Below are 22,891 nucleotides of genomic sequence, written 5' to 3' on the forward strand. Positions count from 1 at the left end.
CTCCGGCACGGAGCCACGCCGTTTTTCCGTCCGCCCGCCGCCGCGGGCGACGCCTATCATGTAGTCATTGTTGTCAGGAGTCTCTGTGATGAAGCGATTGCTCATTCTCTATACCGGCGGAACCATCGGCATGGACCACACCCCCGAGGGGCTGGCGCCGGTGCCCGGTTTCCTGCCGCAACAGCTGGCGCGGCTGGCGCGCGACGGGGTGAGCTGGGAGGTGCGCGAGTACACGCCATTGCTGGACTCGTCGGCGATCACGCTGGGCGACTGGCAGCGGCTGGTGGCCGACATTGCGGCCAACCATGACGCCTTCGACGGCTTCGTGGTGATCCACGGGACCGACACCATGGCCTACACCGCCAGCGTGCTGGCGTTCTGCCTGCAGGGGCTGGCCAAGCCGGTGGTGGTCACCGGCTCGCAGCTGCCGCTGGTGCACCCGCGCAGCGACGGCTGGGGCAACCTCGCCGACGCGATCGAGGCCGCCTGCCAGGGCGATCTGCACGAGGTGGCGATCAGCTTCAACCGCCTGCTGCTGCGCGGCGTGCGCGCACGCAAGCTGGACGCCGCGAGCTTTGCCGGCTTCGACAGCCCCAACGCGGCGCCGCTGGCGCAGTTCGGCATCCAGCCGCAGTGGCACCGCGCCGGCTGGCGTCAGGCCAGCGGCCCGTTCCGGCCGCAGCTGCCGGCCAGCCCCGACATCCGCTGCGGCATGCTGCTGCCCGGCGCGATGGCGGCGGCGTTCGGCCGCTGGCTGGCGCAGGACACGCCCGACGCGGCGATCCTGCTCAGCTACGGCAACGGCAACACGCCGGCCGACGCCGAGCTGCTGGCCGGGGTGCAGGCTGCCAGCGCCCGGGGCTGCGTGGTGCTGAACCTGACGCAGTGCGTGCGCGGCGCGGTAGCGGTCGGCGCCTACGCCGCCAGCCAGCCGCTGGCGCAGGCCGGCGCGGTGGCCGGTGGCGACATGACGCCGGAGGCGGCGCAAGCCAAGCTGCTGTGGCTGCTGTCGCAGTCGCTGAGCCCGGCCGAGATCCGTGCGCGGCTGGCCGAGGACTGCCGCGGCGAGCTGACGCCGGCTGCCTAAAAAACGGGCGCAGGCTTTTTCCTGCTGCCAGATCAAGGGCTTGCGGTATTTGTCCACAGGCCGCCCACAGCGCTATGCAGCCTGGCCGTGGGTAAATCGCCGTTGCTGCCTGTTTTTTGTGCAGCGTGCAACTTGCCCTTTGCCGTCAGCCAGTTAGCGCAGTTTTCCACAGCGCGTACACATGACGCCCACACGGCTGTCCCCGCAGCGTGTGGGCGTTTTCCGTGCGGCCGGTGCACAGCGTATAATGGCAGCTTATGTTGCCGACTTATCCCGTGCCGTTACGGCTTGCCATTGTCGGGCCGGAGTGCTGCGGCAAGAGCACCCTGGCCGCCGGGCTGTGTGCCGCCTTGCAGGCGCAGGGCATCGCCGCCGCGTGGGTGCCGGAGTACGCGCGCGAGTATTACGCCGCGCGCGCCTACCACGTCAGCCCCGCCGACATCCTGGCGATTGCCCGCGGCCAGCTGGCGGCCGAAGCCGCGGCGGCCGCTGGCGCCCGCGTGCTGCTGTGCGACACCACGGTGCTGACCTGCCGCATCTGGGCCGAGGTGGCGTTTGGCAAGGCCGAGCCGGCGCTGCTGGCGCTGGACCGGCCGCAGGACTACGCGGTGACGCTGCTGGCCTGTCCCGACATCCCGTGGCAGGCGGACCCGCTGCGCAGCCATCCGCAGCAGCGCGACTGGCTGTTCGGCCTGTACCGGCAGGCGCTGGCCGACGCCGGCGTCACGCCGCGGCTGCTGGCCGGGACGCGGCAGGCAAGGTTGGCCGCAGCGTGGCGCGCACTGCAGCCGTGGCTACCGCAGTTGCCCAATTTTTGAACAGTCGCGGCTTTTCCCTGTCTGATCAGGGGCTTGTGCTGCTTGTCCACAGCCACTCAACAGCCCTGTCCCGTCGCGGTGTGGAAAGTCCGGCGTGGCTGCCCAAAAAATGGGCAGCCTGAAAATGGTTAATTTGATCAATGACTTGTGCCGCTTATGCACAGGCCACTCACAAGGCTGTCAAAAGACAGTGTGAAAAACATGAACGAAATCTTCGAATTGCGCGGTGAATACATCGCGCTGTGTGATCTGCTCAAGACCACCGGCATCATGGAGACCGGCGGCATCGCCAAGCAGTTCATCGCCGACGGCAATGTGCTGGTCGACGGCCAGGTCGAGCTGCGCAAGACCAACAAGATCCGCGCCGGGCAGGTGGTGTCCGGCGACGGCTTCGAGATCAAGGTGGTCGCGGCGTGAGCCTGAGCGACGACGTGTTCGACCCGATGCCGGAGGCGCCGGAAGCGCCGACGGACGACATGTGCTGCGGCAGCGGCTGCGATCCCTGCGTGTGGGACACCTACAATGCGGCGGTGCAGGTCTATCGTCAGCAACTCGCCGACTGGCAGGCGCGCGAAGCGGTACGCCAGGCGGCGGCCAAGGCGGGTAACTGACATGGCCAGCATCGACCTGCACTTTCATTCCACCGCGTCCGACGGCGGCCTGCCGCCGGCCGAGGTGATCTTGCGTGCCGCGGCGCGCGAGGCCAGCCTGCTGGCGCTGACCGACCACGACTGCACCGCCGGCCTCGCCGAGGCGCGCGCCGCGGCGCTGGCCGCCGGCGTCGATTTCCTCGACGGGGTGGAGATTTCGGTCACGTGGAACACGCGCCACACCATCCACATCGTCGGCCTCGGCATCGATCCGGACAACGCGGCGCTGTGCGCCGGGCTGCAGTCCATCCGCGATGGCCGCGTCGAGCGCGCGAGGCAGATGGGCGAGTCGCTGGCCCGGATCGGCATCCCCGGCGTGTTCGACGGCGCGATGCGGCTGGCGGCCAATCCGGAGATGATCGGCCGCACCCACTTTGCCCGCTACCTGGTGCAAAGCGGCGAGGTGAAGGACGTCAAGAGCGTGTTCCGCAAATACCTGACCACCGGCAAGCCCGGCTACGTCGCGCACGAGTGGGCGACGCTGGAAGACGCGGTCGGCTGGATCCGGGCGGCCGGCGGCATGGCGGTGATCGCCCATCCCGGCCGCTACGACATGGGCCGCACCCTGATCGAGCGGCTGGTGACCGATTTCAAGGCCGCCGGCGGCGAGGCGCTGGAGGTGGTCAGCGGCAGCCACAGCCTGGACGACATGCTGCGCTTCGCGCTGGTGGCGCAGAAGCACGGCCTGTACGCCAGCGCCGGCAGCGATTTCCACGCCCCGGGCGAGGGCGGGCGCGATGTCGGCAGCACCACCGACCTGCCGCCGATCTGCCAGCCGATCTGGCAGGCGCTGGCGCCACGCATCCACCGCGCTGCGGCCAACGTTGAGGAGTAGCCGATGTCGCAATTTTTCATGATCCACCCGGAAACGCCGCAGGCGAGGCTGATCCGCGAGGCGGCCAAGATCATCCGCGACGGCGGGGTGGTGGTGTATCCCACCGACTCCTGTTACGCGCTGGGCTGTCACCTGGGCGACAAGAAGGCGATGGAGCGGCTGCTGGCGATCCGCCAGCTCGACCTCAAGCACCACCTGACCCTGGTCTGTGCCGACCTGTCGGCGCTGGCCAACTACGCGCGGGTGGACAACGCGCAGTTCCGCCAGCTGAAGGCGGCGACGCCGGGCAGCTTCACCTTCATCCTGCAGGCCAGCCGCGAGGTGCCCAAGCGCACGCTGCACCCCAAGCGTGCCACCATCGGCCTGCGCGTGCCGGACCATCCGGTGACGCTGGCGCTGCTGGCGGAACTGGGCGAGCCCATCCTGTCCTGTACCCTGCTGCTGCCCGGTGACGAAGAGGCGCTGACCGACCCCTACGAAATCCGCGAACGGCTGGAACATCTGGTCGATCTGGTGATCGATGGTGGCTGGTGCGGCACCGAGCCGACCACCGTGATCGACATGACAGACGGCATCGAGCTGATCCGCCGCGGCAAGGGCGACCCGGCACTGCTGGGCCTGTAACCCGACAAGGAAACCCTCTTGGAAGAACTGAACCTGATCCAGAAGATCGCCATCTACGCGCTGCCGGTGCTGCTGGCGATCACCCTGCACGAAGCCGCCCACGCCTACGCCGCCAAGCGCCTCGGCGACGCCACCGCCTACATGATGGGGCGCATGACGCTCAACCCGCTGAAGCACATCGACCCGGTCGGCACCGTGCTGCTGCCGCTGTTGTCGGTCGTGCTCGGCGGTTTCCTGTTCGGCTGGGCCAAGCCGGTACCGGTCAATTTCGGCGCGCTGCGCGACCCGCGCAGCGGCATGCGCTGGGTGGCGGCCGCCGGCCCCGCGGCCAACCTGCTGATGGCGATCCTGTGGGTGCTGCTGCTCAAGCTGGCCATCGTGATGGACAACGACTACAGCCGGCCGCTGGCGCTGATGAGCCAGGCCGGCATCGTCATCAACGTGGTGCTGATGGTGCTCAACCTGATGCCCATCCTGCCGCTGGACGGCGGCCGCATCGTGGAGAGCCTGCTGCCGCGCCCGCTGGCCTACCGCTTCTCGCGCCTGGAGCCGTACGGCATGTGGATCCTGCTGGCGCTGGTGTTCACCGGCCTGCTGTCCCCGATCCTGCGCCCCTTTACCACCATGGTTTACGAGCTGCTCGGCTATTTGCTCTGAGCCTTAACCTGTCACTCACGGAACCCGACACACCATGTTTGCCAACCGCATTCTTTCCGGCATGCGCCCGACGGGCAGCCTGCACCTGGGCCACTACCACGGCGTGATCAAGAACTGGGTCGAGCTGCAAACCCGCCACGACTGCTACTTCATGGTCGCCGACTGGCACGCGCTGACCACCAACTACGACGAAGTCGCCATCATCGAGAAGTCGATCTGGGAAATGGTGATCGACTGGCTGGCCTCGGGCGTCGATCCGGAACAGGCCACCATCTTCATCCAGTCCAAGGTGCCGCAGCACGCCGAGCTGCACCTGGCGCTGTCGATGGTGACGCCGCTGGGCTGGCTGGAACGGGTGCCGACCTACAAGGACCAGATGGACAAGCTGAACCACAAGGATCTGGCCACCTACGGCTTCCTTGGCTATCCGCTGCTGCAGGCCGCCGACATCCTGGTGTACAAGGCCGGGCTGGTGCCGGTCGGCGAAGACCAGGTGCCGCACATCGAGCTGACGCGCGAAGTGGCGCGCCGCTTCAACAACCTGTACGGTCGCGAGCCGAACTTCGAGGAGCTGGCAAAAGCGGCGGTGAAGAAGATCGGCAAGGCCGGCAAGCAGTTCGAGCAGCTGCGTACCCGCTACCTGCAGGACGGCGACGGCGAGGCGCTGCTGGCCGCGCGCGAGCTGCTGGCCGCCAGCCAGAACCTGGGCAACAGCGACCGCGAGCGGCTGCAGGGCTATCTGGAAAACAAGGGCAAGATCATCCTGCCGGAGAGCGAGGCCCTGCTGACCGCGGCGTCGAAGATGCCGGGGCTGGACGGGAACAAGATGTCCAAGTCGTACAAGAACACCATCACCATGCGCGAGACGCCGGAAGACGTCAGCAAGAAGATCCGCGCGATGCCGACCGACCCGGCCCGCGTGCGCCGCACCGACGCCGGCAACCCGGACAAGTGCCCGGTGTGGCAGCTGCACGAGGTGTACAGCGGCGACGACACCAAAGAGTGGGTGAAAGCCGGCTGTACCAGCGCCGGCATCGGCTGCCTGGAGTGCAAGCAGCCGGTGATCGAGGCGGTGGTGCGCGAGCAGCAGCCGATGTTCGAACGCGCCGAGAAGTACCTGGCCAACCCGAACCTGGTCAAGGAGATCGTGTTCGAGGGCTGCCACAAGGCGGAACTGGTGGCGCGCGAGACGATGAAGGAAGTGCGCGAGGCGATGGGGCTGGGTTACTGATAGCCGCCACAGGTCGCCATCGTTGCGGCCAACCTTGCAAGGCAAAACCCCCGTCGGTGGAAACCGGCGGGGGTTTTTGTCGGCATGCGGCACAAGCTTGGCCGCAATGTCGTGACCGGGCGCCTCAGTCGTTGAGGCCGAGGAAGCTGCGCAGGCGCGCCTCGATGATGCGCGGGTTCTCGCCGTTGGCGATGGCGATCAGGCCTTCCAGCGTCAGCTCCTTGAGGCTCACCTCCAGGCTGATCAGGTTTTTCAGCTTGTTGGCGATCGGCAGCAGGAACAGGTTGGCGATGCCGACGCCGTACACGGTGGCGACGAAGGCCACCGCGATGCCGCCGCCGAGCTTGGACGGGTCGGACAGGTTTTCCATCACGTGGATCAGGCCCAGCACCGCGCCGAGAATGCCCATCGTCGGCGCATAGCCGCCGGCGGACTCCCAGATCTTGGCCGCCTGCTTGCGCGCGTGCTCGAAGATGCCGATCTCGGTCTCCAGCACGTCGCGGATGATCTGCGGCTCGGCGCCGTCGACCAGCATCTGCAGCCCCTTGCGCACGAACGGGTCCTTCTGGTTGTTGATATAGCCTTCCAGCGACAGCAGGCCGCCGCGCCGCGCCGCCTGGCTCCAGCTGACCAGGTCGCGGATCAGCTTTTCCTGGTCGTGCACCGGCGGGCGCAGCACCCAGCCGGCCATGCGCAGGCCGGTGAGGAACTGCTTGGGCGTCGACTGCAGCATCACCGCGCTAAAGGTGCCGCCGATGACGATCAGGAAGGCGGTGACCTGGATCAGCGAGCCGATATGGCCGCCTTCCAGTGCTTGTCCGGCCAGGATGGCGGTCAGGCCGCCGATGATGGCAATGAGGCTGATTTTATCCACAGGCTATGGTTTCCGTAGGTGTGGCGGGTTCAGGTCCAGTCGCGCAGGCGCGTGCGCAGGCGGGCGATGGCCTGGCTGTGCAGCTGCGAGACGCGGGATTCGGAGACGCCCAGCACGGCGCCGATTTCTTTCAGGTTGAGGTCCTGCTCGTAGTACAGGCTCATCACCAGCTGGTCACGCTCCGGCAGCTGCTTGATGGCGTCGATCAGCGCGCCGCGGAAATGCTCGTCGGCGAGGCTGTCCAGCGGCGTGGCCGCGTCGGCGTCGGCGATGTTGTCGATCTGCCTGCTGCCATTGCCTTCGTCGTCGTGGAAGTCTTCGAAGTGCACCAGGGTCAGCCCCTTGCACTCCGCCAGCATCGCCTGGTACTCCGCCAGCGGCATGGACAGGCTGTCGGCGATCTCGCCTTCCGCCGGGCTGCGTCCCAGCTGCTGTTCCAGCTGGTGGATGGTGCTTTCGATCTGGCGTACATTGCGCCGCGCCTGGCGCGGCAGCCAGTCCTCGCGGCGCAGCTCGTCCAGCATTGCGCCGCGGATGCGCTGGCTGGCGAAGGTTTCAAACTGTACGCCCTGCGCACTGTCGAACTGGCGCGCGGCCTCGATCAGGCCGATGGTGCCGACCTGGATCAGGTCGTTGATGTCGACGCTGGCCGGCAGGCGCGCCATCATCAGGCTGGCCAGTTTCTTGACCAGCGGCGCGTGCTGGTTGATGTCGATGGTGTCGCGCTGGCTGTGCTGCTGATAGGCCTGCCACTTGTTTGCTACTGCCATATTTAATGACCTGTCAAATCTGCAAGCGCTTTGCTTGTCATTAAAAGATGTTCGAGATAACTGCCGCGCGGGGTGTCGTCGTCGGGCGCGTGCCATTGCGGCAGCATCTGCGCCAGCTGCAGGTAGGCGTGCGCGGCCTCGCTGTCCGGAAACGCCTCTACCACCGGGCGCCGTAAAGTCTGACTCTTTCTGATGGTGTTGTCATCCGGCACGAAGCCGACCCAGCGCAGGCCGACCGGCAGGTAGTCGCCGGCCACGCGCTGCAGGCGGCTGAAGATCGCCTGCGCCTCGTCAAAGTTGGCCGCACGGTTGACCAGCACGTTGAAGCGGCGGCGCGCGTAGTCCTGTGCCAGCCGCTTCAGTTGCGCGTAGCCGCCCATCAGGCTGTCGGAGGACGGGGTCAGCACCAGCACCAGGTTGTCGGCGATGCAGCAGGGGCCCGGGTCTTCGCCCAGCGGCGGGGTGTCCAGCAGCAGCAGCGCCGCGTCCTGTTCCACCGACGCGAACTCGTTGATCAGGCGGCGCCAGATGCGCGGCGACAGCCGCGTGCGCTCGTCGACGCTGGCGGCGAGGTTGACCAGGGTCAGGCCGTGACGGTTGCTGACCATCAATTCGTTGAGATCGCCGAGGCTCACCGCGACGCTGCCCAGCGTGCCGGCGGCCGGCAGGCCGAGGCGGCGCGCCAGTTGCTGGCCGTTGCGGTGCTCGATCAGCAGCGGGCGTTGCCGCTGCAACGCCAGCGCCGCCGCCAGTTCGCCGGCGACGCTGCTCTGGCCGCACTTGTCGGCGCCGAAAAAGGCAAAGGAGGGCGGGTAGTCGTGCAGCGCCTGGCGGCGCAGCCCGGAGGCCTGATCCTGCACGCTCATGACAGCCAGCCGGACTGCGCGGCATTGAGCATCGCCATTTCATCGCTTTCCGGATTGAACGGCGAGGCCAGCTGCGCGGCGCGCAGCGCGCGGTCGATCAGCAGCTCGGCGTGGGCGGCGTGGATGTCCTCCGGCACGCGCTGGCCGTTGGTGACGTAAAACAGGCGCAGGCGGTGGCGGATGACGACGTCCAGCCCCGGCCCCAGCATCAGCGCCTCGTCGATCTTGGACAGGATGGCGCCGGCGAGACCGTCGCCGCGGTAGTGGCGCACCACGTCTTCCAGCGTGTGGCCGTCGGCGTTGGCGGCCAGCAGCAGCAGGCGCTCCACCGGGCGGCCGGTCTGGTTGAACATGTCCAGCTGCGCCTGCACCCGCGCGTCGCGCTGGCCCATGCCGACGGTGTCGATCAGCACGATCCTGCGCTGCGCCAGATCGGCCAGCGTCAGCTGCAGGTCGCCCTCGTTCTGCACCGAGAACACCGGCACGCCGAGGATCTTGCCGTAGATGCGCAGCTGGTCCTGGGCGCCGATACGGTAGGTGTCGGTGGTGATCAGCGCCACGTTCTGCGCGCCGTGGCGCATGGTGGCGCGGGCGGCCAGCTTGGCGACGGTGGTGGTCTTGCCGACGCCGGTGGGGCCGACCAGCGCGTAGATGCCGCCGCGCTCGATCGGGTCGTGCTGCGGGTCCATGCACTTCAGGTTGTGGATCAGCGCCGAGCGCGCCCACTTCTGCGCGACGTCGCCTTCGTACTGCGGCGGCAGCTTCTGCGTCAGCTGGCGGATCAGCGTCGAGCTGAAGCCGGCGGTGAGCAGGTGGCGGAACAGCTCGGCGCGGTTGGGCGTGCGCTGTTCCATGTCCGACCAGGCGAAGCCGGCCAGCTGGCTCTGCAGCAGGCTGCGCAGCTGCTTGATCTCGTCGCCGATCTGTTTCAGCTCCTGCGCCATCTGCTCGCGCTCGGCGTCGCTGTTGCTGGCAACGTTGGCCGCAGGCCGGGGAGCTGCCTGTGGCTGTGGCGCCGCCTTGGGTGGCGGGCTGTTGTCCTGCACGTGGGCGAGGAAGGGTTTCGGTTCGGCGCTGGCTTTCGCCTGCGGCGGCGGCGGGGTCGGCACGGCCGGCGCTTCCAGCGGCTCCACCGGCATCGCGTAGGTGCGGGCGATGGCGCGGTTCATGCTGCCGCTAGCGGCGGGGGCAGGCGGCACCGGCGTGGGAGTCGGCGCATTGCGCGGCGGGTGTTTCGGCTGCGACGGCGGCGTCAGAGTGGTGGCCAGCGCAGAAACATCGGCATCGGCGACAGCCATGATCTCTACGCCACCGCCCAGGGTAGGGCGGTTGGACAGGATCAGCGCGTCGGCGCCCAGTTCTTCGCGAACCTGGCGTAGCGCATCCCGTGTTGTTTTGCCGTAGAACTTTCTGACCACCATGATGCGTTAGCTTTTGCTCCCCCCGATCACCGCAATTATACGAATGGATTTGCTGTCCGGTATTTCATTATGCGAAATCACGCGTAACTGCGGCAGTGCGCGCCGCAGAAAGCGTGCCAGCAAAGGCCGTAATGCCGGTGGGGTCAATAATACGGGATTAAAGCCCTGGTTTTCGACTTGTTCCGATTGCTCCGCGGCATTGGCCAGCAGGTTTTCCGCCAAGCCCGGCTCCAGGCCGCCGCCCTTGCTCTGCACCGCCTGCAGCAGGATGCCTTCCAGCTGCGGGTCCAGCGTCATCAGCGGCAGCTCCTGCTCGCCGGGGAACAGCTGCTGCACGATGGCGCGCGACAGCGCGGTACGCACCGCCGAGGTCAGCTCGTCGATGTCGGCGGTGACGCCGACGTGGTCGGCCAGCGTCTCGATGATGGTGCGGAAGTCGCGCAGGTGGATGCCGTCGGTCAGGAGCTGCTGCAGCACTTTTTGCAGGGTGCCGATCGGCACCACCTTCGGCACCAGGTCCTCGATCAGTTTCGGCGCTTCCTTGGCCTGGTGGTCGATCAGTGCCTGCACTTCCTCGCGGCCGAGCAGCTCGGCGGCGTGGGTCTGCAGCAGGTTGGACAGGTGGGTGGCGACCACGGTACTGGCGTCGACCACGGTATAGCCCAGCGTCTGCGCCTCGTCGCGGCGGCTGGCATCGATCCAGATCGCCGGCAGGCCGAAGGCCGGGTCGGTGGTCGGGGTGCCTTGCAGCTCGCCGCTGACCTGGCCCGGGTTGATGGCCATGAATTGTCCGACGAAGGCCTCGCCACTGCCCACTTCCACACCCTTGAGCAGGATGCGGTAGGCGTTGGGGCGGATTTCCAGGTTGTCGCGGATGTGGACCGGCGGCACCAGGAAGCCGAGTTCCTGCGCCATCTTCTTGCGGATGCCGCGGATGCGGCGCAAGAGCTCGCCGTCCTGCTCGCGATCGACCAGCGGGATCAGGCGGTAGCCGACCTCCAGCCCGAGGGCGTCGACCGGCTGCACGTCTTTCCAGCTGACTTCGGTCAGCGGCTGGTCCAGCACCGCCGGCGGCAGCACCTCGATTTCGGCCGGCTGCGTGGCGCGGCGCGCAGCGCTGATTTCCAGCCAGCGGGCACTGCCGGCGAGGATGGCGGCGATCATCAGGAAGGCGACGTGCGGCATGTTCGGGATCAGGCCCAGCATGCCGATCACCGCGGCGGTGAGGTACAGCACCGTCGGGTTGGCGAACATCTGCCCCAGCAGCTGTTCCGACAGGCCTTTTTCGGTGCCGACCCGCGCCACCACCATGCCGGCGGCGGTGGAGATGATCAGCGCCGGGATCTGCGCCACCAGGCCGTCGCCGATGGTGAGCAGGGTATAGGTTTCGGCGGCGGCGGCCACCGGCAGGTCGTGCTGCACGATGCCGATGATCAGGCCGCCGACGATGTTGATCACGATGATCATGATGCCGGCCACGGCATCGCCGCGCACGAACTTGGAGGCACCGTCCATCGAGCCGAAGAAGTTGGCCTCTTCGCCGATCTTGGCGCGGCGGGTTCGCGCCTCGTCCTCGCCGATCAGGCCGGCGTTGAGGTCGGCATCGATCGCCATCTGCTTGCCGGGCATCGCGTCCAGCGCGAAGCGGGCCGACACTTCGGCGATACGGCCGGCACCCTTGGTGATCACCACGAAGTTGATGATGGTGAGGATGATGAACACCACGATACCGATGGTGACGTTGTCGCCGATCAGGAAGTGGGCAAAGGATTCGATCACGGCGCCGGCGGCGCCGGAGCCGTTATGGCCTTCCAGCAGGATCACCCGGCTGCTGGCCACGTTCAGCGACAGGCGCAGCAGGGTGGTGATCAGCAGCACCGAGGGGAAGGAGGAGAATTCCAGCGGTTCGCGCGTGTTGATCCCCACCATCAGCACGATGATGGAGACGGCGATATTGAAGGTAAAGAAGATGTCCAGCAGCACCGGCGGCAACGGCAACACCATCATGGCGAGTACCAGGATGATCAGGACCGGGCCTGCCAGGGTGTTCAGATCAATCTTTTTCAGGAAGTCCTGCAGTGTGTTCATGCCTCGTTGCGATGACGTGCTGCGTTAGGTTTTTGGCGGCGTATGTTGCTGGCGTTTGCTTTCGGGGTCAAGTTCGGCAGGGACGTCCAGCTGGTCGGGGAACACCGGGGCCAGACCGCCGCTTTGCTCGAAGTGTTTCAGCTGGTGGATATAGGCCAGCACTTGCGCGGCGGCGGTATACAGCTGCGACGGAATCTGCTCGCCCAGCTCGACGTTGAAGTACAGCGCACGGGCGAAACTGGGCGCACGCAGGATGGCGATGCGGTGTTCCTGCCCGGCGTTGATGATGCGTTCGGCCAGCTTCAGGCTGCCCTTGGCGATCAGCACCGGCGCGGCCATCTCTTCATCATACTTGAATGCAACGGCATAGTGAGTCGGGTTGGTCACAATTACGTTGGCGTTGGGGATCTCCTGCATCATGCGCTTGCGTGCCGCCTCGCGCTGCAGCTGGCGGATGCGGCCCTTGACCTCGGGCGAGCCTTCCTGCTGCTTGTATTCCTGCTTCACCTCTTCCTTGGTCATGCGCAGGTTCTTGTGGTACTGCCACAGCTGGAACGGCACATCCAGCACCACCAGCAGCAGCATGGCGCCGACCACCACCAGAAAGGTGTGCTCCATCAGCGCCACCAGCTTCAACAGCGCGCCATCCAGCGGCATGCTGATCAGCCCCATCAGCTCGTCGCGCTCGTTCCAGATGGTCCAGGTGGCCACACCGCCGATCAGCGCGCTTTTCAGCACCGCCTTCAGCCCTTCGGTAGCGGCATTGACCGAGAACAGCCGCTTGATGCCGCTGAGCGGGTTGAGCTTGCCGAAATTGGGCATGAAGCCCTTGCTGGTGAAGTTCCAGCCGCCGATCAGCAGCGGCGTCAGCGCCGCCACCAGCAACAGCCCGCCCAGCAGCGGCGCCATTTCCAGCAGGGTGTCCTGTACGCTCTGCCGCAGCCGCTCCATGATGACCAGCGGATCGCGCAGGCTCTCCTGGTTGAACGTGAACCAGGCGATCATGCTCTCCTTCATGGCGGTGAACAGCTGGCCGCCGGTGGCGATGAGCAGGGCCAAGCCTGCCATGGTGACGGCGAAAGTGTTCAGTTCGCGCGATCGCGGGACGTTGCCGTCCTCGCGCGCCTGTTCCAGTTTCCGCGCCGAGGGTGACTCGGTGCGGTCTTCCTTGTCTGAGTCGTCAGCCATGATGCTGCAAGGTGACCCTGTGGATTAGTGATGGACGATGCGCGATGGTAGCGCATTTGCCCTTGTGTCGCGCGATGGAGTGGCCGTGCGGTTGAGGGTAGAATTGGCGCATTCAATTGACTGGCGCTTTACATGAAACAGTATCTCGACCTGATGCAGCACGTGCTGGCGCACGGCGTGGACAAGTCCGACCGCACCGGTACCGGCACGCGCTCGGTATTCGGCTACCAGATGCGCTTCGACCTTGCCGCCGGCTTTCCGCTGGTGACCACCAAGAAGTGCCACCTGCGCTCCATCATTCACGAACTGCTGTGGTTTCTGTCCGGCGACACCAATATCCGCTACCTGCAGGAGAACGGCGTCCGCATCTGGGACGAATGGGCCGACGACAACGGCGACCTCGGCCCGGTATACGGCTACCAGTGGCGCAGCTGGCCGGCGCCGGACGGCCGCCATATCGACCAGATCAGCAATGTGCTGGACATGATCCGCCGCAACCCGGATTCGCGCCGGCTGATGGTGTCGGCGTGGAACCCGGCGCTGGTGGACGAGATGGCGCTGCCGCCGTGCCACAGCCTGTTCCAGTTCTACGTGGCGGACGGCAAGCTGTCCTGCCAGCTGTACCAGCGCTCGGCCGATATCTTCCTCGGCGTGCCGTTCAATATCGCCAGCTACGCGCTGTTGACCATGATGGTGGCACAGGTGTGCGGCCTGAAACCGGGCGACTTCGTGCATACGCTGGGCGACGCGCATATTTACAGCAACCACTTCGAGCAGGCCCGCCTGCAGCTGAGCCGCGAGCCGCGGCCGCTGCCGGTGATGCGCATCAACCCGCAGGTCAACGACCTGTTCGCCTTCACGTTCAAAGACTTCACGCTGGAAGGCTACGACCCGCATCCGCACATCAAGGCGGAGGTGGCGGTATGAGCGTGCGGCCAACCTTGACCCTGGTCGCGGCAATGGCACGCGGCAACGTGATCGGCATCGACAACACCCTGCCGTGGCATCTGCCGGAAGACCTGAAACACTTCAAGGCGGTGACGCTGGGCAAGCCGGTGCTCATGGGACGCAAGACCTTCGACTCCATCGGCCGTGCCTTGCCCGGGCGGCTGAACATCGTGATCACTCGCCAGCAGGACTGGCAGCACGAGGGCGTGGCGGTGGCGCACTCGCTGGACGAGGCGCTGGCGCTTGCGGCCAACGTTGACGAGGTGTGCGTGATCGGCGGCGCCGAGCTGTACCGCCAGGCGCTGCCGCGGGCGGACCGGCTGCGCTTGACCCATATCGAGCTGGAGGTCGCCGGCGACGCCACGTTCCCGGCGTGGTGCGACGACGAGTGGCTGGCTACGCCGCAGCCGGCGCAGACCGCGGCCAACGGGCTGGTGTACCGCTTCGTCGACTACCTGCGCCGTGCCTGACGCGGCGTGAGCAAGCAAAAGGCGGCCGCGAGGCCGCCTTTTTCATGGTCGCTGCGGCTTAGCCGCCGTCGGCGCCGAGCGCCGTGGCCGAGGCTTGCGCCAGCTGGCTGTAGTCGTGGCCGAACTGCCGGACCATGTGGCAGAGTCGGGGCTGGTCGCGGGCGATGATCGCCTGCAGCAGGCCGTCGAGGAAGTCGTGGGTCTGTTCGATGCGGCTCTTGCCGGCGCGCAGGATGGCAAACAGGCAGCGCTGCGACAAGGGCAGCAGGTCGTGCAGCGTCTGCGCCAGGTAGCGGTTGCCGGCGTGCTGGTACAGGGCGCCGAGAAAGCTGACGCCGTGGCGGTAGAAGCCGTCGAGATCGTCGTTGCGGTTGCACTCGCCCAGCGCGGTCATCAGTTCGAAGAAGTCGGCGAGGTCGTCGTTCTGCCAGTTGTGCGCCAGGTGCGACACCGCCTGCTCCAGCAGCACGAACCAAAGCTCGAAGAAGTCGCGCACGTCGGCAGCGGTCATGCTGGCGACGATGGCACCGCGACGCGGATAGATGTCGACCAGATGGCGGCGCTGCAGGATCAGCAAGGCCTCGCGCACCGAGCCGCGGCTGACGTTCAGTTCCGCGGCGATGCGCAGTTCCTGGATGCGTTCGCCGGGCAGCATGTTGCCGGTGATGATCTGGTTGCCGAGAAAGCGGGCAATCTGTTCGGTGAGGGAATCGTTGGCCTTGAAGCTCATTAAAGCTCCTGATGAATTCGGGGGGCGTTGCGGCACGCAGTGTAAACTTTATATTGTCCGGCAATCGGACGGTATCCGCATTCTAGCATCAAACCGGCATTCCCGTGCGGCAGTGCAGCAAGTGCCGCGTGTTGCAAAATCACCCGTTTTCGGCGTTGCGGCCAAAAAGCACTTGCGCGAAAACCCACCTCATTTTACAGTTCAAACGCTTGTTTAAATCAGGGCCGGGCGAGGATCATGAGGGGCTAACATCATAAGTGGCTCGCAAGGAAATGGTTGAGACAGCTGCTTCAAGAGCAATAACGTCGCTTGTTATTGCGTGTTCCATCGGGAACCTTGCAGGTACGACACGGGTGTTACCTCCCCAGCAGGCTGGGGAGGTTTTTTTTTGCGAGCCCGCCGCGTCAGTGCGGGTTCTTGTCGCGTGCGCGCTCGGCGGCGACCAGGTCGGACAGCAGGATGTTCAGTGCGTCGGTCGACATGCGCAGCTCCAGCAAGGACATGCCCAGCGAGCTGATCAGCAGCAGCAGGCTGGTGCCGAAGGTGATCTGCGCCGCCTGCGGCCAACCGGTGTAGATCTGGAACATGGCCACCACGCACAGGAACAGGCTGCCCACGCCCATGCTCTGCATCCATTTGATCAGCGCGATGCGGCGGCGCAGGTTGCCGATCTGCCGGACCAGCTTGTCGCTGGGAGTCTGCTGATAGTCGTCGTACAGGTTGCGGATGATGCTGGCCAGGGCCAGGTAGCGGTTGGTGTAGGCGAGCAGCAGCAGGGAAATGGCCGGGAACAGCAGGGCCGGGGTGGTCAGGTTGAGCATGGCTAGTTTTCTTCGCTGATCAGCACGTCGATGCCGTTGGCGGTCAGGTTGTAGAGTTCGATCACGTCTTCGTTACGCATGCGCACGCAGCCGCGCGAGGTCGGCGTGCCGAACGGCACGTGCTGGCCGGCGCCGTGGATGTAGATGGCGCGGTCGTAGCTGTCGACCTCGCCGCCCTGGTTCTTGCCCGGTTCCAGGCCGCACAGCCACAGGATGCGGGTCAGGATCCAGTCCTTGTCCGGGTATTCGGCGGCCAGTTGCGGTGTGTACTTCCACGGCGTCACCTTGCGCCGGTAGATGATGGTGTCGGGGGCGACATCGTCGCCGATGCGTTCGCACACGCGGTGCCAGCCGCGCGGGGTCTGGTAGCTGTTGACGCGCTCGCCGACGCCGTTCTTGGCGGTGGACACGGTGTAGCGCTTCTGCGGCAGGCCGCGACCGTCGTAGAGGGTGAGCGACTGTTCGGCGACGCTGACGTGCAGCCACGGCTGGCCGGGGTTGAGGCGGTTGGCATGGGCGGCCACCAGCGGACCGTCCTGCTGCTGCAGGATGAAGTCTGCCGGGCTGGCGACGAGGCTGCCGCTGCAGCACAGCAGCAGTAGCAATAGCCGTTTCATCACGCTTCCTTCCTGGCGGTGTGGCGGCGCTGGCGGAAAAAGTCGGCCAGCAGGCCGGCACAACTTTGGGCGTCGATGCCGCCGTCGATGGCGGTCTGATGATTCAGTTTAGTCTCGGCGAACAGGTTCAGCACGCTGCCGGCGGCACCGGTCTTGGCGTCATAGGCGCCGAACAGCACGTGGTTGAGGCGCGCGTGCAGGATGGCGCCGCTGCACATCGGGCACGGCTCCAGCGTGACGTAGAGCTGGCAGCCGGCCAGCCGGTAGTTGCCAAGGTTGGCCGCAGCGTCGCGCAGCGCCAGCATCTCGGCGTGCGCCGACGGGTCGTGGCTGGCGCAAGGCCGGTTGTAGCCGCGGCCGATCACCTCGCCGTTCCTGACCACCACCGCGCCGACCGGCACCTCGCCCTCCATCGCGGCCTGCTCTGCCAGTTCGCGCGCCAGCGCCATGAAGCGCTGGCGCTCGGCCAGCGGCGGCAGCGGGCGCTGCGGCGGCAATTGGTCCAGTTCCGTGCGCAGCCGCAGGCGGTCGTCGTCGTCTAGTTGCGACCAGTGCACGCCGCGGATTGCGGCTTCCAGCGCGTACAGCAGCTTCAGCGTCACGGTGTGGCCGCCGGCCTTGAGCAGGGCATAGGCGCGGGGTGCGCCGTATTGCGCCAGCGTCGGGCGATCGGTGATGTCCAGCGCGTGCAGCCAGCGGATGGCAGCGGGGGGCAGCGGCGGGGAGGGCAGGGGTGCGGTCATGTTATCCAGACGGTTGCGGCCAACCTTGAGGTTGGCCGCAGGCCGGGCCGGCCTCAGGCGAGGCGGCGGGTGGCCATCAGGTAGTTGACGTCGGTGTCGTCGTTGAGGCTGTAGACGCGGGTCAGCGGGTTGTAGCCGATGCCGGCCAAGGTTTCCACGCCCAGCCCGGCGTTGCGCGCCATGCGCGACAACTCCGACGGCTTGAGGAAGCGCGCGTACTCATGGGTGCCCTTGGGCAGCATGTTCAGCACGTACTCGGCGCCCAGTACCGCCAGCAGGTAGGACTTGGCGTTGCGGTTGAGGGTGGAGAAGAACACCCAGCCGCCCGGCTTCACCAGCTGTGCGCAGGCGCGCACGATGCTTTGCGGATCGGGCACGTGCTCCAGCATCTCCATGCAGGTCACCACGTCGAAGCTGGCCGGCGCCTCGGCGGCGAGGTCTTCCACCGCGACACAGCGGTAGTTGACGCTGACGCCGGATTCCAGGCTGTGCAGCTGCGCCACTTTCAGCGATTTCTTGGCGAGGTCGATGCCGGTGACGCTGGCCTCGTAGTGGGCCATGCTTTCCGACAGGATGCCGCCACCGCAGCCGACATCCAGCACCGCCTTGCCGGCCAGGGCCGCGTGCTGGTCGATGAAGTCCAGGCGCAGCGGGTTGATTTCATGCAGCGGTTTGAACTCGCTGTCCATGTCCCACCACTTGTGGGCGATCTGGCTGAATTTGTCGAGTTCCTGTTCGTCAACGTTGCTCATGCGGATTCCTTAATTACCGAGAATGCGGACGCGCCAGCTGTCGGCGCGGGCTTTCAGTTCTGCTTCGTCCAGTGTGGTCAGCTTGCGCTCGCGCAGGACATTGCGGCCATTGACCCACACGTGGCTGACCTGCTCGCGGCCGGCGGCGTAGACGATGTGCGAGATCGGGTCGAAGTTGGGGCTGGTCTCGATCTGGGCCAGATCGACGGCGATCAGGTCGGCCTGCTTGCCGACGGCGATGCTGCCGACCTTGTGCTCGATGCCCAGCGCGCGGGCGCCGTGCAGCGTCGCCATGCGGATGGCGGTGGCGGCCGGCACTGCGGTCGGGTCCAGGGTGCCGACCTTGGCCAGCAGCGCGCCCATGCGCGTCTCGCTCAGCATGTCCAGCTTGTTGTTGGAGGCGGCGCCGTCGGTGCCGATGCCGACGTTGACGCCGGCGGCCAGCAGTTTCTGCACCGGCGCGATGCCGGAGGCCAGCTTCATGTTGGAGGTCGGGTTGTGGGCGATGGACACGCCGTGCTTGGCCACCAGCGCGATTTCGGCGTCGGTCAGGTGCACCATGTGGGCGGCAATCAGGCGTGGCGACAGCAGGCCCAGGTTTGCCAGGCGCGCCAGCGGCCGCTGCTGGTACTGGTCGATGCTGCCGTTGACCTCGTCGAGGGTCTCGTGGATGTGGCAGTGGATCAGCATGTCCTCCTGCTCGGCCAGGGTGATGACCTTGCGGAAGGTGTCGTCGGCCACGGTGTAGGGGGCGTGGGGTGCCAGGGTGAAGGTCACCAGCTCCTCGCCGAGGAACTGGCTGCGCTCGGCCATGCCCTTGGCGATGTAGTCGTCGGCGTTCTGGCCGTAGACGGTGGGGAATTCCAGGATCGAGCAGCCGACGAAGGTACGCATGCCGGCGGCCAGCGCGGCGCGCGCCATCGCGGCGTGGAAGAAGTACATGTCGTTGACGGTGGTGGTACCGCTGCGGAACATCTCGCCCATCGCCAGCAGCGCGCCGTCGAACACGAAGGCGTCGCTGACGTGTTTGCCTTCCGCCGGCCAGATGTGGTTCTGCAGCCAGTCCATCAGCGCCTTGTCGTCGGCCATGCCGCGCAGCAGGGTCATCGCCGAGTGGCCATGCAGGTTGACGAGGCCGGGCATCAGCACGTGGTTGTCGAGGTTCAGGTGTTCGCCGGCGCTGACGCCGGCGACTTCGGCCGGCGACAGAATGGCAACAATGCGGCCATCGCTGATCGCCAGCGAGTGGTTGTCAAGAATGACACCATCTTGTTCTACTGTAATAATCCAGCGTGCGGTGATGAGCTGGTCGTAATGACGATTCGACATTGGCGTGTGACCCTGTAAATAATTGCCGGCGATTGTAGGCAGCGCCGTACGCTTTCGACAACCCGCCTGCGGCTGCCGGTGCACGCGATAAAGCGTAATTGTAAGGCAAAGCGGGGGCAGGCTCGTGCTGCGCTGCGCGATGGCAAACATTTGCAGTCGCTTTGCCGCTGAGACACAATGATTCGGTACGGCGATTGTAGCGCAGGCGCATAAGCGGATTCGCGCTGCGGCCGTCACAGCAGGCCTGCAAGCGCCCCGCCCGTGGCGAGCGGCAAATGAACTGGCTTGGTAACAGTCAGGCTTTTCTTAAAAATAAAATAATGTGGCAGCCCTGCGGCAACCCGATATATGACAAGACAAGCAGAAACGTTTGATTACTCCCAGCCTGGCGGCAGATTGTCGCTGCGCCAGGCATTCCTGATTGCCGTCGTGCTCGGCCTGCTGTTCCCCGCCCTGTTGATCAGTTTCCTCAGCTTCAACCTGCAGCGCGACAAGATGGAGACGCAGCTGGCCGTCGACCAGAACCGGCTGCTGGAAATCGTGGCGCTGGGGATGCAGGAGCCGCTGTGGAACCTCAGCCGCCAGGCCGGCGCGCCGCTGGTATCGTCGGTGATGGACGACGAACGCATCATTTCGGTCCGTGTTTCCGATACCCAGTCCAATACCATCTTCCTGTCCGCACTGCGCAGCGAACGCCGTATCGGCGGTGTGGCCTTCGTGCAGAAACCGGTGGTCTATCGCGGCGAGGAAATCGGCCAGGTCAACATCGAGTTCGACACCGAGCATCTGGGCATTGCCCAGAAAAACCAGCTGAAAGACCTGCTGCTGATCGTGGCGGCGCAGCTGTTGCTGTCCATCGTGCTGATCATGAGCATCCTCAACTCGCGCTTCCTGAAGCCGATCCGCCAGCTGTCGGAGCAGGCCACGCAGTTGGCCGCACTGAAGCTGGAGCAGCCGTTCCAGTGGGGGCGCCAGGACGAGATCGGCACCGTCGGCAAGCATCTGGAATGGATGCGCGCCGAGCTGAAGCGCCTGATCGACGAGTTGAAGGCCAAGACGCTGGCGCTGGAGGCGGACATCGAGCGCCGCCGCGAAGTGGAAGACGCGCTGCGCCGCTCCGAAAACAAGTACCGCGAGCTGTTCTGGTCCAACCTGGACGGCATCGTGATCAGCTCGCTGGAAGGGCAGGTGATCGACGCCAACCCGGCCTTCCTCAGCCTGATCGGCTACAGCCTCGACCAGCTCAAGCTGCAGAATTTCTGGAAGGTGGTGTCCGACAACAGCGAGGCGGTGGAGCGCTACAACCTGGACAACAAGGTGATGCGTTTCGGCTTCTGCGACGAGTTCGAGGTCGAGTACATCAACCGCCTGGGCAGCGCCATCCCGGTCAGCGTCAAGACGGTAGCGATGCGCGACGCCGACGGCCGCATCACCGCGGTGTGGCGCATGGTGCGCGACATCTCCGAGCGCCGTGCCGCGGAAGAGCGCATGCAGCTGGCGGCCAAGGTGTTCGAGAACACCGCCGAAGGCATCATGATCACCGATGCGCAGGTCTGCATCCGCAGCGTCAACCGCGCCTTTACCGAGATTACCGGTTTCAGCCAGGACGAAGTGCTGGGCCAGCGGCCGACGGTGCTCAGCTCCGGTCGCCACAACAAGGAGTTCTACGACAGCCTGTGGTCGGTGCTCAACGAGCAGGGGCAGTGGCAGGGCGAGGTGTGGAACCGCCGCAAGAACGGCGAGGTGTACCCGGAGTGGCTGGCGATCAACGCGGTGAAGAGCCTGGCCGGCGAAGTGACGCACTACGTGGCGATCTTCAGCGACCAGTCGGAGCGCAAGGCCGCCGACGAGCGCATCCAGTTCCTCGCCCACTTCGACGTGCTGACCGGCCTGCCCAACCGCGGTCACCTGCAGGATCGCGCGCTGCTGGCGATCCAGAACGCCTCCCACGACAACGGCAAGCTCGGCGTGCTGCTGCTTGACCTCGACCGCTTCAAGACCATCAACGAGTCGCTGGGCCACGCTGCCGGAGACATCCTGCTGAAGATCGCCTCCGAGCGCATCCGCCGGGTACTGGGTGCCGGCGAGGTGGTGGCGCGCCAGGGCGGTGACGAGTTCCTGGTGTTGCTGCCGCTGATCAACGATGCCGCCGATGCGGTGCATGTGGCGGAGCGCATCCTCGCCGAGTTCGCCGCGCCGATCGACGTCTACAGCCACTCGCTGGCGATCACCGCCAGTATCGGCATCAGCCTGTTCCCGGACGATGGCCGCGATTTCGACACCCTGGTGCGCAATGCCGACGCGGCGATGTATCACGCCAAGTCCAGCGGCCGCAACAACTACAAGTTCTACACCGCCGACCTCAACGCCCGCGCACGCGAGATCCTGGCCATCGAAAGCCAGCTGCGCCACGCCGTCGACCGCCAGGAGTTCGTGCTGCACTACCAGCCGCAGGTGGAGATGAGCAGTGGCAACATCATCGGCGCCGAGGCGCTGATCCGCTGGAACCATCCGACGCTGGGGCTGCTGGGGCCGCTGCACTTCATCGACGTCGCCGAGGAGCGCGGCTATATCGTGCAGATCGGCAACTGGGTGATCCGCGAGGCCTGCCGCCAGATCGCGGAATGGCACGCCAAGGGCCTGCCGCTGATGACGGTGGGGGTCAACCTGTCGGCGCTGCAGTTCCGCCACCAGGATCTGGTCGGCCTGCTGCAGGACGCGCTGGCCGAGTACCGCTTGCCGGGCAGCTGCCTCGACGTGGAAGTGACCGAGAGCGTGATCATGGACGACCTGGAGTCCACGGTGCAGACCATCCGCGCCATCCAGGCGATGGGCATCCGCATGTCGATCGACGACTTCGGCACCGGCTATTCCAGTCTGGCCTACCTCAAGCGTTTCAAGGCCGACAAGCTGAAGATCGACCGCTCCTTCGTGCGCGACATTCCGGGCGACCAGGACGACAGCGCGATTACCCGCGCCATCATCAACATGTCGAAAAACCTCAACATGCAGGTGGTGGCGGAAGGGGTGGAGACGGTGGAGCAGTGGCAGTTCCTGGCGCAGGAAGGCTGCCACCAGGTGCAGGGCTACCTGCTGTCCAAGCCGGTATCGGCGGAGGCGGTGGAGCCGCTGCTGCGGCAGAAGTGCCTGCTGCCGCGTCTGGAGTAAGCGGTCGCGCCTGCCCCGCCTCGCCGAAGTGCCACGAGCCTGCCTCGTGGCGTTTTTGTTGCCGCCGCATGTTGCAGCGCAGCTTGCAGAACGACGGACGGCGGGTGTAGCCTGTCGTTTGGTCGTGCATGGGCACGACCTGTTGCCAAGCCCCTGGAGACACTGCCCGATGAAGCGCAACGCTTGCCCGTTCCGGGCTGCCGC

The 22,891-nt window shown here is 65.9% G+C and carries 23 protein-coding genes; 11 read left to right on the forward strand and 12 right to left on the reverse strand.

The features are described from left to right. Positions 1-88 precede the first annotated feature (88 nt). The 8 genes from IE100_RS11395 to IE100_RS11430 all read left to right on the forward strand — a co-directional run bounded on the left by IE100_RS11395 (position 89) and on the right by IE100_RS11430 (position 5,902). Positions 89-1,087: an asparaginase gene (locus IE100_RS11395; protein ID WP_189374318.1), complete on the forward strand. Its 999-nt coding sequence runs from the start codon at positions 89-91 to the stop codon at positions 1,085-1,087. A 275-nt stretch (positions 1,088-1,362) separates the two neighbouring features. Then, positions 1,363-1,905: an AAA family ATPase gene (locus IE100_RS11400; protein WP_229800352.1), complete on the forward strand. Its 543-nt coding sequence runs from the start codon at positions 1,363-1,365 to the stop codon at positions 1,903-1,905. Between the two features lie 201 nt (positions 1,906-2,106). Further along, a complete protein-coding gene (locus IE100_RS11405; RefSeq protein ID WP_189374321.1) occupies positions 2,107-2,322 on the forward strand; it encodes an RNA-binding S4 domain-containing protein in 216 nt (71 codons plus the stop codon). After that, on the forward strand, positions 2,319-2,516 hold the full coding sequence (locus IE100_RS11410; RefSeq protein ID WP_229800353.1) for an oxidoreductase-like domain-containing protein: 198 nt from the start codon (positions 2,319-2,321) through the stop codon (positions 2,514-2,516). The genes IE100_RS11405 and IE100_RS11410 overlap by 4 nt, the downstream gene beginning before the upstream one ends. Position 2,517: 1 nt before the next feature. Continuing rightward, positions 2,518-3,390 (forward strand): 3',5'-nucleoside bisphosphate phosphatase, encoded by an 873-nt coding sequence (locus IE100_RS11415; RefSeq protein WP_189374323.1) that lies wholly within the window; start codon positions 2,518-2,520, stop codon positions 3,388-3,390. A gap of 3 nt (positions 3,391-3,393) precedes the next feature. Continuing rightward, complete coding sequence (locus IE100_RS11420; protein ID WP_189374325.1) at positions 3,394-4,014, forward strand: L-threonylcarbamoyladenylate synthase; 621 nt, start codon at positions 3,394-3,396, stop codon at positions 4,012-4,014. Between the two features lie 18 nt (positions 4,015-4,032). Further along, the gene (locus tag IE100_RS11425; RefSeq protein ID WP_189374327.1) at positions 4,033-4,671 is read left to right on the forward strand and encodes a site-2 protease family protein; all 639 of its coding nucleotides are present in this window, start codon (positions 4,033-4,035) and stop codon (positions 4,669-4,671) included. A 34-nt stretch (positions 4,672-4,705) separates the two neighbouring features. Next, positions 4,706-5,902, forward strand: coding sequence for a tryptophan--tRNA ligase (locus tag IE100_RS11430; RefSeq protein WP_189374329.1), 1,197 nt, complete (start codon positions 4,706-4,708; stop codon positions 5,900-5,902). Between the two features lie 124 nt (positions 5,903-6,026). Here IE100_RS11430 and IE100_RS11435 read toward each other — a convergent pair whose 3' ends face one another. Genes IE100_RS11435 through flhB form a run of 6 tightly spaced genes read right to left on the reverse strand, consistent with a single transcriptional unit; the run spans position 6,027 to position 13,109 of the window. Next, on the reverse strand, positions 6,027-6,776 hold the full coding sequence (locus IE100_RS11435) for a flagellar motor protein (RefSeq protein ID WP_189374332.1): 750 nt from the start codon (positions 6,774-6,776) through the stop codon (positions 6,027-6,029). Positions 6,777-6,805: 29 nt separating this feature from the next. Continuing rightward, a complete protein-coding gene (locus IE100_RS11440) occupies positions 6,806-7,546 on the reverse strand; it encodes an RNA polymerase sigma factor FliA (protein WP_189374334.1) in 741 nt (246 codons plus the stop codon). A gap of 2 nt (positions 7,547-7,548) precedes the next feature. Continuing rightward, positions 7,549-8,412 carry a MinD/ParA family ATP-binding protein gene (locus tag IE100_RS11445; protein ID WP_229800354.1) on the reverse strand — a complete coding sequence of 288 codons (864 nt, stop codon included), beginning with the start codon at positions 8,410-8,412 and terminating at the stop codon, positions 7,549-7,551. Further along, on the reverse strand, positions 8,409-9,833 hold the full coding sequence (flhF, locus tag IE100_RS11450) for a flagellar biosynthesis GTPase FlhF (RefSeq protein ID WP_189374336.1): 1,425 nt from the start codon (positions 9,831-9,833) through the stop codon (positions 8,409-8,411). Before flhF ends, IE100_RS11445 begins: the two co-directional genes overlap by 4 nt. 6 nt (positions 9,834-9,839) lie before the next feature. Then, positions 9,840-11,921, reverse strand: a complete 2,082-nt coding sequence (gene flhA, locus IE100_RS11455) for a flagellar biosynthesis protein FlhA (protein WP_189374337.1) — start codon at positions 11,919-11,921, stop codon at positions 9,840-9,842. 24 nt (positions 11,922-11,945) lie between these two features. Then, the gene (flhB, locus tag IE100_RS11460) at positions 11,946-13,109 is read right to left on the reverse strand and encodes a flagellar biosynthesis protein FlhB (RefSeq protein ID WP_189374339.1); all 1,164 of its coding nucleotides are present in this window, start codon (positions 13,107-13,109) and stop codon (positions 11,946-11,948) included. A gap of 132 nt (positions 13,110-13,241) precedes the next feature. Between flhB and IE100_RS11465 the strand changes: the two genes are divergently transcribed. Next, positions 13,242-14,036 (forward strand): thymidylate synthase, encoded by a 795-nt coding sequence (locus IE100_RS11465; protein ID WP_189374341.1) that lies wholly within the window; start codon positions 13,242-13,244, stop codon positions 14,034-14,036. Beyond that, positions 14,033-14,527: a dihydrofolate reductase gene (locus IE100_RS11470; protein WP_189374343.1), complete on the forward strand. Its 495-nt coding sequence runs from the start codon at positions 14,033-14,035 to the stop codon at positions 14,525-14,527. The genes IE100_RS11465 and IE100_RS11470 overlap by 4 nt, the downstream gene beginning before the upstream one ends. A gap of 58 nt (positions 14,528-14,585) precedes the next feature. Here the strand turns inward: IE100_RS11470 and IE100_RS11475 are convergent, their stop codons facing one another. The 6 genes from IE100_RS11475 to IE100_RS11500 all read right to left on the reverse strand — a co-directional run bounded on the left by IE100_RS11475 (position 14,586) and on the right by IE100_RS11500 (position 19,519). Next, complete coding sequence (locus IE100_RS11475; protein ID WP_189374345.1) at positions 14,586-15,257, reverse strand: GntR family transcriptional regulator; 672 nt, start codon at positions 15,255-15,257, stop codon at positions 14,586-14,588. Between the two features lie 404 nt (positions 15,258-15,661). Next, on the reverse strand, positions 15,662-16,078 hold the full coding sequence (locus tag IE100_RS11480) for a DUF2721 domain-containing protein (RefSeq protein WP_189374347.1): 417 nt from the start codon (positions 16,076-16,078) through the stop codon (positions 15,662-15,664). Between the two features lie 2 nt (positions 16,079-16,080). Further along, a complete protein-coding gene (locus tag IE100_RS11485; protein ID WP_189374349.1) occupies positions 16,081-16,695 on the reverse strand; it encodes a L,D-transpeptidase in 615 nt (204 codons plus the stop codon). Next, the gene (gene tadA, locus IE100_RS11490; protein ID WP_189374351.1) at positions 16,695-17,438 is read right to left on the reverse strand and encodes a tRNA adenosine(34) deaminase TadA; all 744 of its coding nucleotides are present in this window, start codon (positions 17,436-17,438) and stop codon (positions 16,695-16,697) included. Before tadA ends, IE100_RS11485 begins: the two co-directional genes overlap by 1 nt. Before the next feature lie 53 nt (positions 17,439-17,491). Next, positions 17,492-18,190, reverse strand: coding sequence for a bifunctional 2-polyprenyl-6-hydroxyphenol methylase/3-demethylubiquinol 3-O-methyltransferase UbiG (gene ubiG, locus IE100_RS11495; RefSeq protein WP_189374353.1), 699 nt, complete (start codon positions 18,188-18,190; stop codon positions 17,492-17,494). A gap of 9 nt (positions 18,191-18,199) precedes the next feature. Next, complete coding sequence (locus IE100_RS11500) at positions 18,200-19,519, reverse strand: TRZ/ATZ family hydrolase (protein ID WP_189374355.1); 1,320 nt, start codon at positions 19,517-19,519, stop codon at positions 18,200-18,202. A 348-nt stretch (positions 19,520-19,867) separates the two neighbouring features. Between IE100_RS11500 and IE100_RS11505 the strand changes: the two genes are divergently transcribed. Beyond that, complete coding sequence (locus tag IE100_RS11505) at positions 19,868-22,687, forward strand: EAL domain-containing protein (protein ID WP_189374357.1); 2,820 nt, start codon at positions 19,868-19,870, stop codon at positions 22,685-22,687. Positions 22,688-22,891: the final 204 nt, after the last annotated feature.

This window comes from Vogesella alkaliphila, from assembly GCF_014652475.1.
Lineage (GTDB): Bacteria > Pseudomonadota > Gammaproteobacteria > Burkholderiales > Chromobacteriaceae > Vogesella > Vogesella alkaliphila.

What these genes read in the sequence shown, in the direction of transcription:
- IE100_RS11395 (WP_189374318.1), top strand. Translation starts at nt 89, where the DNA reads ATGAAGCGATTGCTCATTCTCTATACCGGCGGAACCATCGGCATGGAC.
- IE100_RS11405 (WP_189374321.1), top strand. Translation starts at nt 2,107, where the DNA reads ATGAACGAAATCTTCGAATTGCGCGGTGAATACATCGCGCTGTGTGAT.
- IE100_RS11415 (WP_189374323.1), top strand. Translation starts at nt 2,518, where the DNA reads ATGGCCAGCATCGACCTGCACTTTCATTCCACCGCGTCCGACGGCGGC.
- IE100_RS11420 (WP_189374325.1), top strand. Translation starts at nt 3,394, where the DNA reads ATGTCGCAATTTTTCATGATCCACCCGGAAACGCCGCAGGCGAGGCTG.
- IE100_RS11430 (WP_189374329.1), top strand. Translation starts at nt 4,706, where the DNA reads ATGTTTGCCAACCGCATTCTTTCCGGCATGCGCCCGACGGGCAGCCTG.
- IE100_RS11440 (WP_189374334.1), bottom strand. Translation starts at nt 7,546, where the DNA reads ATGGCAGTAGCAAACAAGTGGCAGGCCTATCAGCAGCACAGCCAGCGC.
- IE100_RS11445 (WP_229800354.1), bottom strand. Translation starts at nt 8,412, where the DNA reads ATGAGCGTGCAGGATCAGGCCTCCGGGCTGCGCCGCCAGGCGCTGCAC.
- flhF (WP_189374336.1), bottom strand. Translation starts at nt 9,833, where the DNA reads ATGGTGGTCAGAAAGTTCTACGGCAAAACAACACGGGATGCGCTACGC.
- flhA (WP_189374337.1), bottom strand. Translation starts at nt 11,921, where the DNA reads ATGAACACACTGCAGGACTTCCTGAAAAAGATTGATCTGAACACCCTG.
- flhB (WP_189374339.1), bottom strand. Translation starts at nt 13,109, where the DNA reads ATGGCTGACGACTCAGACAAGGAAGACCGCACCGAGTCACCCTCGGCG.
- IE100_RS11465 (WP_189374341.1), top strand. Translation starts at nt 13,242, where the DNA reads ATGAAACAGTATCTCGACCTGATGCAGCACGTGCTGGCGCACGGCGTG.
- IE100_RS11470 (WP_189374343.1), top strand. Translation starts at nt 14,033, where the DNA reads ATGAGCGTGCGGCCAACCTTGACCCTGGTCGCGGCAATGGCACGCGGC.
- IE100_RS11475 (WP_189374345.1), bottom strand. Translation starts at nt 15,257, where the DNA reads ATGAGCTTCAAGGCCAACGATTCCCTCACCGAACAGATTGCCCGCTTT.
- IE100_RS11480 (WP_189374347.1), bottom strand. Translation starts at nt 16,078, where the DNA reads ATGCTCAACCTGACCACCCCGGCCCTGCTGTTCCCGGCCATTTCCCTG.
- IE100_RS11485 (WP_189374349.1), bottom strand. Translation starts at nt 16,695, where the DNA reads ATGAAACGGCTATTGCTACTGCTGCTGTGCTGCAGCGGCAGCCTCGTC.
- tadA (WP_189374351.1), bottom strand. Translation starts at nt 17,438, where the DNA reads ATGACCGCACCCCTGCCCTCCCCGCCGCTGCCCCCCGCTGCCATCCGC.
- ubiG (WP_189374353.1), bottom strand. Translation starts at nt 18,190, where the DNA reads ATGAGCAACGTTGACGAACAGGAACTCGACAAATTCAGCCAGATCGCC.
- IE100_RS11500 (WP_189374355.1), bottom strand. Translation starts at nt 19,519, where the DNA reads ATGTCGAATCGTCATTACGACCAGCTCATCACCGCACGCTGGATTATT.
- IE100_RS11505 (WP_189374357.1), top strand. Translation starts at nt 19,868, where the DNA reads ATGACAAGACAAGCAGAAACGTTTGATTACTCCCAGCCTGGCGGCAGA.